The organism is Paenibacillus rhizoryzae (assembly GCF_059686995.1).
Genome location: NZ_JCAALT010000015.1, coordinates 66,445 through 74,832, shown reverse-complemented (window position 1 = coordinate 74,832; position 8,388 = coordinate 66,445). Strand labels below are relative to the sequence as shown.

At 47.9% G+C, this 8,388-nt stretch carries 11 protein-coding genes; 10 read left to right on the top strand and 1 reads right to left on the bottom strand.

The genetic code is table 11. The features are described from left to right. Positions 1-163: 163 nt before the first annotated feature. Positions 164-694, bottom strand: a complete 531-nt coding sequence (locus AC6ESO_RS28655; RefSeq protein ID WP_494822091.1) for a transposase — start codon at positions 692-694, stop codon at positions 164-166. A 222-nt stretch (positions 695-916) separates the two neighbouring features. Here AC6ESO_RS28655 and AC6ESO_RS28650 point away from each other — a divergent pair, with 222 nt between their 5' ends. The 10 genes from AC6ESO_RS28650 (at position 917) to rsmI (ending at position 8,340) form a co-directional block, all read left to right on the top strand. Continuing rightward, complete coding sequence (locus AC6ESO_RS28650) at positions 917-1,105, top strand: sigma factor G inhibitor Gin (protein ID WP_494822092.1); 189 nt, start codon at positions 917-919, stop codon at positions 1,103-1,105. Positions 1,106-1,284: 179 nt separating this feature from the next. Next, positions 1,285-2,802 (top strand): aminotransferase class I/II-fold pyridoxal phosphate-dependent enzyme, encoded by a 1,518-nt coding sequence (locus AC6ESO_RS28645; RefSeq protein WP_497094364.1) that lies wholly within the window; start codon positions 1,285-1,287, stop codon positions 2,800-2,802. 62 nt (positions 2,803-2,864) lie between these two features. Continuing rightward, positions 2,865-3,491 (top strand): dTMP kinase, encoded by a 627-nt coding sequence (tmk, locus tag AC6ESO_RS28640; RefSeq protein ID WP_497094363.1) that lies wholly within the window; start codon positions 2,865-2,867, stop codon positions 3,489-3,491. A gap of 73 nt (positions 3,492-3,564) precedes the next feature. Continuing rightward, positions 3,565-3,894 carry a cyclic di-AMP receptor DarA gene (gene darA, locus AC6ESO_RS28635; RefSeq protein ID WP_090985945.1) on the top strand — a complete coding sequence of 110 codons (330 nt, stop codon included), beginning with the start codon at positions 3,565-3,567 and terminating at the stop codon, positions 3,892-3,894. A 16-nt stretch (positions 3,895-3,910) separates the two neighbouring features. Continuing rightward, complete coding sequence (locus AC6ESO_RS28630; RefSeq protein WP_497094362.1) at positions 3,911-4,354, top strand: YaaR family protein; 444 nt, start codon at positions 3,911-3,913, stop codon at positions 4,352-4,354. A gap of 19 nt (positions 4,355-4,373) precedes the next feature. Continuing rightward, positions 4,374-5,351, top strand: coding sequence for a DNA polymerase III subunit delta' (gene holB / locus AC6ESO_RS28625; protein WP_494822096.1), 978 nt, complete (start codon positions 4,374-4,376; stop codon positions 5,349-5,351). A 4-nt stretch (positions 5,352-5,355) separates the two neighbouring features. Further along, entirely contained in the window at positions 5,356-6,156 is an 801-nt protein-coding gene (locus AC6ESO_RS28620) for a regulatory iron-sulfur-containing complex subunit RicT (RefSeq protein ID WP_494822097.1), read from the top strand. A gap of 84 nt (positions 6,157-6,240) precedes the next feature. After that, the gene (locus AC6ESO_RS28615) at positions 6,241-6,588 is read left to right on the top strand and encodes an initiation-control protein YabA (protein WP_497094366.1); all 348 of its coding nucleotides are present in this window, start codon (positions 6,241-6,243) and stop codon (positions 6,586-6,588) included. A 77-nt stretch (positions 6,589-6,665) separates the two neighbouring features. Then, positions 6,666-7,457 carry a tRNA1(Val) (adenine(37)-N6)-methyltransferase gene (locus AC6ESO_RS28610; protein ID WP_497094361.1) on the top strand — a complete coding sequence of 264 codons (792 nt, stop codon included), beginning with the start codon at positions 6,666-6,668 and terminating at the stop codon, positions 7,455-7,457. Continuing rightward, positions 7,441-8,340 carry a 16S rRNA (cytidine(1402)-2'-O)-methyltransferase gene (gene rsmI / locus AC6ESO_RS28605; RefSeq protein WP_497094360.1) on the top strand — a complete coding sequence of 300 codons (900 nt, stop codon included), beginning with the start codon at positions 7,441-7,443 and terminating at the stop codon, positions 8,338-8,340. Before AC6ESO_RS28610 ends, rsmI begins: the two co-directional genes overlap by 17 nt. Positions 8,341-8,388 lie beyond the last annotated feature (48 nt).

Sequence of the window (8,388 nt, the reverse complement as noted above, 5' to 3'; positions counted from 1 at the left end):
GACCGTTAAGCCCTCCAGCGCCGATGGTACTTGGACCGCAGGGTCCTGGGAGAGTAGGACGTTGCCAAGCACGATGAACCGACCGTATGTATACGGTCGGTTTTTTGTTGTATTCATACAAAAAGTCAGCTTGCCATTATCGTTCCGTTTCTTTCGAAACGGGTTACCGATGATAGTAGCTGACTTCCGAAATAGCGATGCGAAGCACGCCGTTTCTTTTAGCCTTACGCAGCTTGCGCATAATGACGAGCCGAGGTGCAAGTATCCAAACATGGCACATAATTAGGCTGATCATTGTAGCTTCGTTGGCCCATGGGTAGAAGACGCCAATGGCGCATAGACCAAGCCATAGTAAGTGCCGATGCAATCTGCGATACAACGCGAGTTCAATGTGAGCTGTAGGGATATAGCCGATCCATGGGGGCATAATGCGCCAGCCCCATCTGCGATCATCCGGCTCGTCAACACGAATGAGTGTTAATCGAGTAATAATAAATTGGATGACGAAGGCACTGATGAACCCGACACCGAGTGCTTTCATACCGTCCATTTGATACATGAGCCAGAGGAAGATAGCAAGAATGGCTAGTATACTGAGATGACTTCGCCGCAGTTCGTCTCGTACGAGCACCTTTTGGATCAGTTGATATTGATAGATTGTTGCTTTCTCTTGTTCAGCAAGTTTACCGCGCATGATGTGTCACGCCTTTCTGCCTTCTACACCATGTATCGGTAAATGGTTTGTTAATGTGTAGACTTCCCTTCGAAAGAAGTGCAAGCCTGTCGTCACCAATCTGGGCAATTCGACATAGACTGTATTACTATTTGAAATGGGCTATGAAAGTTGTATAGTTTGCTAGACTTTGTGGCATACTAGAAGCAATGACATATTTTCACTTGGATGAGGTGAAACGAAATGATGGAAGAGACTGCGGGAAACTCATGCATTATTTGCGGTCATGAGAAAGAACAAGGCATTCGAATCATTGATGAGTTTATTTGTGAAACGTGTGAGGTTGAGATGGTACGTACGGAAGTACAGGATGCTAAATACCCTTTCTTTATACACCAACTAAAGCGGATCTGGATGCAAAATAATGCCTAAACGGACGTACAGCGTCAGCCGAATGAGCAAGTAATCCCTATATCGTCTCGAGTTGTACATTTGCCCGAGAATGGTTAGGGGTTATTTTGTGTATTGGACTGCGTCTACAGCAGGTTTATGTTGACGTCATAATGGATTATGATGAAAGAAAGATCAAGTTTAAGCAGGAGGAAAGTTGCTTGGCACACACTCAGAACAAACAGTGGCATGCGCCGCTATTCGAAGCACTAACAGCCTTGCAGCAGTCGAATCCTGTAAGCTTTCATGTGCCTGGCCATAAGTATGGACAGTCTCTTACTCATATGTCCGGTATGAACGCCGACGCATTACAGGCATTTCAAACTATTATGAAGATTGATGTAACCGAAATCTCGGGAACCGACGATCTCCATGCACCTTCAGGTATCATTCAGGAAGCACAGGCCTTAGCTGCTGAGGTGTTCGGCGCACAGCAGACGTTCTTCCTCGTCGGAGGCAGCACAGTTGGTAACCTCGCTATGCTTCTGGCTGCATGTGGGCCTGGAGACCTAGTCATCGTGCAGCGTAACGCGCACAAATCCGTTTTAAACGGTTTAAAGCTTGCAGGGGCAAGTGCAGTATTTATCATGCCTCGCAAGGACGCAGGCAGCAATCTGGACGTTCTCCCGGAGATCTCGCAAATCGAAGAAGCTATGACTAAATACCCAGAGGCGAAAGCTGTATTTCTTACGAACCCCAGCTATTATGGGTTGAGCATAGATTTGGAGCCATATGCACAGCGGATTCATGATCATGATATGCTGCTGCTTGTTGATGAAGCGCATGGCGCTCACTATGGGCTGCATCCGGCATTTCCGCGTTCCGCTATGCAAGCTGGCGCGGATGCTGTTGTGCAATCGACCCATAAAACTTTGCCGGCATTGACGATGGGCGCCATGCTGCATGTTCAGGGTCCTCGGATAAATACGATGGCGCTTGCCGATGCACTGCGTATGGTGCAGAGCTCAAGCCCCTCGTATCCCATCATGGCTTCGCTTGATATGACGCGGGCAATGCTGCAAGCGTATGGAAGCGATCTTTTTGAACAAGGTGTTCGTGCCGCTAACCAGTTTAGGGATTGGCTAAAAGACAATTCAGCTTATAAGACTTTAACACTTGTTGAAGAACAAGGAGATTCCTTAACTGATGCGATTAGAGTGGATCCGATTCGTGTTGTTTTGGGAGAAGCACATGGGCGATTGTCTGGGTTTGACCTGCAGCAGCGCTTAGAACAGTACGGCTGTTATGCCGAAATGGCGGATCTGCGTTATGTTGTATTGTTATTCGGACTCGCGGCATCCGATTCAGATGTAGATAGGCTTAAACAAGCGATGACAGCAATAGCAGAAGAGATCGAGAGTGAAGGTTTAGAAGCTAAGCAACCTCTCGATACGCCAATCGATTATCATCGAACTTTGTCAGAACCGGTAGCGTTCACGAGATCAGGTGTAAAACATGCTTCGAATGGAGTAGAAACCATCCCATTGTCGAAGTCTGCGGGAAGATATACCACAGAAGCGGTAGTTCCTTATCCCCCTGGCATACCTCTCTTATATGAAGGGGAACGCATTACGGAGGAAGCAATTCTCTATATTCAACAATTAATGGAGCATGGCGCGCGATGTCAGGGTGCGACAGACCCGACTATGCAGACGATAACCGTATTGCGGACAGGCTAGTCGTTTACGCCTATGATTGGCTTTGATATGATAAGGGTATTAACAGACAGAGGAGTACTGAAGTGAAAAAAGGTTTGTTTTTGACGATAGAAGGCGGCGAAGGAGCAGGTAAAACGACCCTTATTGAAGGCGTAGTCCATGCACTTCGAGCCCAAGGCAGAAATGTCATGATGACAAGAGAACCAGGAGGCATCCCGATTGCCGAGCAAATCCGGAATGTGATTCTGGATACAGCGAATACATCGATGGATGCGAGAACAGAGGCGCTTCTCTACGCCGCAGCCAGACGACAGCATCTTGTTGAGAAGGTAATGCCGGCACTTGCTCAAGGCGATGTTGTCATATGCGATCGTTTTGTCGACAGCAGTCTAGCCTATCAAGGTTTCGCGCGTGGACTTGGCATTGAGGAAGTATGGTCCATCAACCAATTTGCAATAGAAGGCTTCATGCCACAGTTAACGATATGGATGGATATATCTGCGGAAGCCGGCATAGCACGAATTAATGCTACGTCCGGACGGGAGATTAACCGACTCGACTTAGAGAGTATCGCTTTCCATGAGAAGGTGCGAGAAGGCTATCGCATGCTGATGGCTGCCGATCCGGATCGAATTGTACGGGTTGATGCCGAACAAACGCAGGAGAATGTGTTGAATGATGTAATTGCTATAATAAATAGACGATTTTAAAGGATTATTTACAAGGGATGTCAAATTAATAATAATGTAACGATGTCTTTCGAAAATTTTAGGAGGGATATTGATGAAATTAGTTATTGCGATTGTACAGGATAAAGATAGCAACCGGTTGTCGAATGCACTTGTAAGAGAAGGATTCCGAGCAACGAAGCTGGCTAGTACCGGCGGGTTTCTGCGTGCAGGCAACACAACCTTCATGATCGGTATTGAGGATGAGCGGGTTCATGAGGTTATGACGGTTATTCGTTCGAACTGTAAAGTCCGCGATCAGCTTGTTTCACCTGTGTCTCCTATGGGCAGTACGACTGATGCCTATATTCCGTTCCCTGTTGAAGTGCAAGTCGGCGGTGCTGCCGTATTCGTAGTGCCAGTAGAGCGGTTCGAACATTTCTGATTGGACGTGAACTTCAATGAAGATTAATCCGGGCTGGCGTCCTTTAGGGCAAGACCGCGCGCGGCCGGATCTCGGCTCCAAACCGATTGCGCCTAAGAACTTTGCAGATGTTTTGAATTTTCAGGACGAACAACGGACCATTGAACAATTGCAGGAGAAACTGCAAAATATTCATAATCAAGGCGAGCGGCTCGCAAGGTCGATGACCGTTAGAGAGCTGCGACTCTATCGCCAAATGGTGAAGCAATTCCTTGAAGATACCGTTAGACGGGGTATCGGCATGAAAGAAACGCGCGGATTTGACCGTCGCGGCAGAACAAAGCGTTATAAGTTATTAGAGGAAATAGATTCTTCCCTCATCTTGATGGGCGAAGAGCTGCTTGAAAGCGAAGAAGGACGGCTTGAGCTGCTGCAAAAGGTCGGAGATATTCGCGGTATTTTAATTAATTTGTTTTTCTAGCATAGAGGGGATCTTTACCATGAGCATTGCACAGCTTGCCGGGCAACCGAAAGCGAAACGCATTTTGTATTATGCGCTGACAAGCGGCAAAGTTTCGCATGCCTATTTATTCAGTGGGCCGCCCGGAAGCGGGCGGATGAACATGGCGATGGCTTTTGCCAAAGCGCTGTTCTGTACAGGCGAAGGCGATGACGCTTGCGGCGAATGCTTGGAGTGCCGGAAGTTTGAGCATGGCAACCAGCCGGATTTGCACCTGGTAGAACCAGATGGCAATTCCATTAAAATCGACCAAATTCGCGAGCTTCAAAGAGAGCTCGCCTATCGAAATATAAGCACGTCACGCAAAATCTATATCGTACAGCGTGTTGAAACGATGACGCTTCAAGCCGCGAACAGCCTGCTTAAGTTTCTGGAAGAGCCGCAGTCACCGGTAGTGGCGATTCTTCTGACGGAGAATGGGCAAGCCGTTCTGCCAACGATTCGTTCCAGAACGCAGTGGGTTCCGTTTATGCCGCTTGCACCAAACGACATGCTGCAAACATTGGCGAATGAAGGCGTTCCTCAGCTGCCAGCCCGTGCTGCCGTCCATCTCGCATCGGGATTAGATGCGTGCAGGACGCTTATCCAGCAGAATGGGTTTGCAGAAATGAGAAACGTAGTGATACAATTAGGAAAGGACAGTCTCACGCGGTTTACTGCGGCGATGATGTCTGCGCAACAGCATATTTTTAAGACAGAGCTTGGTGAGCAGCCTCAGCTTCTGTTGTCATTACTCGTTTTATGGTATAAAGATATGATTCATTTTCAGGCAGGAAGACACGAGGCTCTTGTTTTTATAGATCAGCTTGATTGGATTGGTAAGCATGCATTCTCACGTTCGGCTGAGGGCTGGGTGAAATGTATGGAGTATACGCTTGAGGCAGGCAAACGCATGCGCGCGCATGTATCGCCGCAATTAGCGCTTGAGCAGCTGCTAATCCGTGTACAGGAGGGGTGAAACATTGTATAACGTCGTTGGTGTCCGCTTCAAGAAGGCGGGCAAAATCTATTATTTTGACCCGGTCGATTTCCCGATTGATAAGGATCAGCATGTCATTGTTGAGACGGCAAGAGGGATTGAATACGGTAAAGTAGTGGTTGGACAGAAGCAAGTCGGAGAATCAGATGTTGTCCTGCCCCTTAAGAAAGTCATTCGGATCGCCGGTGACAACGACGCCAAAATTGTCGATGAAAACAAGGCAGCCGCACGCAATGCATTTGCGACCTGTCTTGAGAAAATAAGAGATCATCAGCTTAAAATGAAACTCGTTGATGTCGAATTTACGTTCGATCGCAACAAGATTATTTTTTACTTCACAGCTGAAGGTCGCGTCGATTTCCGCGAACTCGTTAAGGATCTCGCCAGCGTGTTCCGTACGCGAATTGAACTTAGACAAATCGGTGTGCGGGATGAAGCGAAGATGCTTGGCGGTATTGGACCTTGCGGACGTGTATTATGTTGTTCAACTTGGCTTGGCGATTTTGAACCGGTATCCATCAAGATGGCGAAGGATCAGAACTTATCACTTAATCCGACCAAAATTTCCGGCTTGTGCGGGCGTCTCATGTGTTGCTTGAAATATGAGCATGACAATTATGAGAGCGTTCGCGAAGAATTGCCGGCAGTAGGTAAGATTGTTGTCACTTCTTATGGTGAAGGTAAAGTTACCGGAATTAATGCGGGCTCCAAATCGGTTTATGTACAGTTGTTCGATGGTGGCAAACCGAAGGAACTACCGCTTGATGATGTTGTTGTGAAATAAGTAAGCAAATCCGAAGCTGTATAGCCTTGGGGTGGAGACTTGAAAAAAGACATATTTAGTCAAATAAGCGAATTGGAATCCCATATGGGAAGCCTACATCTGGAACTCGGAGCGATGAAGCAGAAAATCAAGTCGCTCTTGGAAGAAAACAACCGGCTTAGCATAGAAAATCAGCAGTTGCGCAAAGTATTAAAACGGGAAACGGCCAGTCAAACCCCTAAGCCGGTACCGGCCGCAGCCGTGGAAGATGATTCTCATGCCGTGCCAAACGATGAGCCTGTGCTGGCAAGTGACGCAATAGGCGTTGGGCAAGGGTATGACAATTTGGCGAGATTGTATCATGAAGGTTTTCATATTTGTAATTTGTATTATGGACATTTGCGAACGGAAGGCGATTGTTTGTTCTGCCTTTCGTTTCTCAATAAGGAATAAGAGACAAGACCCTTCCATAGGGTCTTGTTTGCATATTCAAGCGGTTCGAATTTGGCAGACGTAAGGAGCAATGAATCATGATTAATGAAGTAACACTGGAGCCGAACGAAAGGCTCGATGATTTACTAACGCATCAACTACATATTATTCAGAGCCGGGAAGTGTTCAGCTTCTCGATGGACGCCGTATTGCTGGCTCGTTTCGCGGCTGTGCCGCCGCGCGGTAAAATCTTGGATCTATGTACGGGCAATGGCGTCATACCGCTGCTCCTAACGACAAGGACGAAAGCACAGATTGACGCCGTTGAAATTCAACCTCGGCTGGCAGACATGGCAAGGCGAAGTGTAAAGGCGAATGGGCTCGAAGACCGTATTCGTATTTATGAAGGCGATCTGCGTGATTATTATAAACAAAGCGGACATGGTAATTACGATGTGATTACGGTAAATCCACCCTACATGCCGGCTGGTACGGGGGATCAGAACGAGAATGAGCATTTTGCAGCGGCTAGGCATGAGCGCAACGGGACGCTGGATGACATCGTGGCGGCATGCGCTCGGCATGTACGTCCAGGCGGCCGGGTCGCCATGGTGCATCGTCCCAATCGGTTGGTTGAACTATTGGAAACGTTCCGCAAATGGAAGCTGGAGCCGAAGCGGATTCGATTCGTGCATCCGCACGCAGGTGCTGAAGCCAATATGGTCTTAATTGAAGCGGCCAAGGATGGCAAGCCGGATGTGAAGCTGCTGCCGCCGATGATCGTATATAATGAACAGCGGCAATATAATGAAGAGTTAATGCGGATTTATTATGGCGATCAAGCGCCAGAAGCGGGAACGAGGGATTCGAGCAATGATCGTACAACGTAGTTTTCGTGCATCGGATGACGGTAACACGGATGGAGCCGGAACATTGTATCTGGTTGGAACACCAATCGGCAACTTAGAGGACATGACTTTTCGGGCGATTCGAATATTAAAAGAAGTCGATATGATTGCAGCCGAAGATACGCGCCAAACACGCAAACTATTGGCTCACTTTGAAATTTCGACAAGGCTTGTCAGCTACCATGAGCATAACAAAGAGGCCAGCGGACCAGAACTTATTAGATTGTTGGCTAGCGGGCAATCCATTGCACTGGTAAGTGATGCAGGGCTTCCGGCCATATCCGATCCAGGTGCCGACCTTGTTGCAGCCGCCGCTGAAAGCGGCATTGCGATTGTGCCGATTCCGGGAGCTAATGCAGCTTTATCTGCACTGATCATTTCCGGACTGTCTACTGAGAAATTTCTGTTTACGGGTTTCCCCCCGCGGGAACGCAAGTCGCTTACAACTTGGCTGCAGCAATTACAAAGGCAAGAGGCGACATTAATTTGTTACGAATCGCCGCACCGGATTGTAAAGACGCTTGCAGTGATGCTGGAGCAGCTAGGTGATCGGAAGATGGCGATGGTGCGGGAATTAACGAAGCGTCATGAAGAAGCTGCACGGGGAACGATATCCGAGTGTATGGCTTGGCTGGAAGAGAATCCTCCACTTGGCGAGTACTGTTTGGTTATTGCAGGTGTGAGTAAAGAAGAAGCTGCTCAGTTGCAGCTGGATGATCCGGTATGGTGGAGCGGGTTAGAGCTGGAGGAGCATGTGAGCCGGTACGAGGAGCAAGGTGAGGATCGGAAAGAAGCCATCAAACGAACAGCGCTTGATCGAGGCATGCAAAAACGTGATGTATATAATGAAGTAATGAAAAAATAGAAGAATGCTATAGAAAAAAAAGACCTTCCTGACCATTATGGCTCAGGA

Excerpts from the sequence above, each read along its gene's own strand:
- AC6ESO_RS28630 (WP_497094362.1), top strand. The coding sequence starts at position 3,911 with ATGAAGATTAATCCGGGCTGGCGTCCTTTAGGGCAAGACCGCGCGCGG.
- darA (WP_090985945.1), top strand. The coding sequence starts at position 3,565 with ATGAAATTAGTTATTGCGATTGTACAGGATAAAGATAGCAACCGGTTG.
- AC6ESO_RS28615 (WP_497094366.1), top strand. The coding sequence starts at position 6,241 with ATGGGAAGCCTACATCTGGAACTCGGAGCGATGAAGCAGAAAATCAAG.
- holB (WP_494822096.1), top strand. The coding sequence starts at position 4,374 with ATGAGCATTGCACAGCTTGCCGGGCAACCGAAAGCGAAACGCATTTTG.
- rsmI (WP_497094360.1), top strand. The coding sequence starts at position 7,441 with ATGATCGTACAACGTAGTTTTCGTGCATCGGATGACGGTAACACGGAT.
- AC6ESO_RS28610 (WP_497094361.1), top strand. The coding sequence starts at position 6,666 with ATGATTAATGAAGTAACACTGGAGCCGAACGAAAGGCTCGATGATTTA.
- AC6ESO_RS28655 (WP_494822091.1), bottom strand. The coding sequence starts at position 694 with ATGCGCGGTAAACTTGCTGAACAAGAGAAAGCAACAATCTATCAATAT.
- AC6ESO_RS28650 (WP_494822092.1), top strand. The coding sequence starts at position 917 with ATGATGGAAGAGACTGCGGGAAACTCATGCATTATTTGCGGTCATGAG.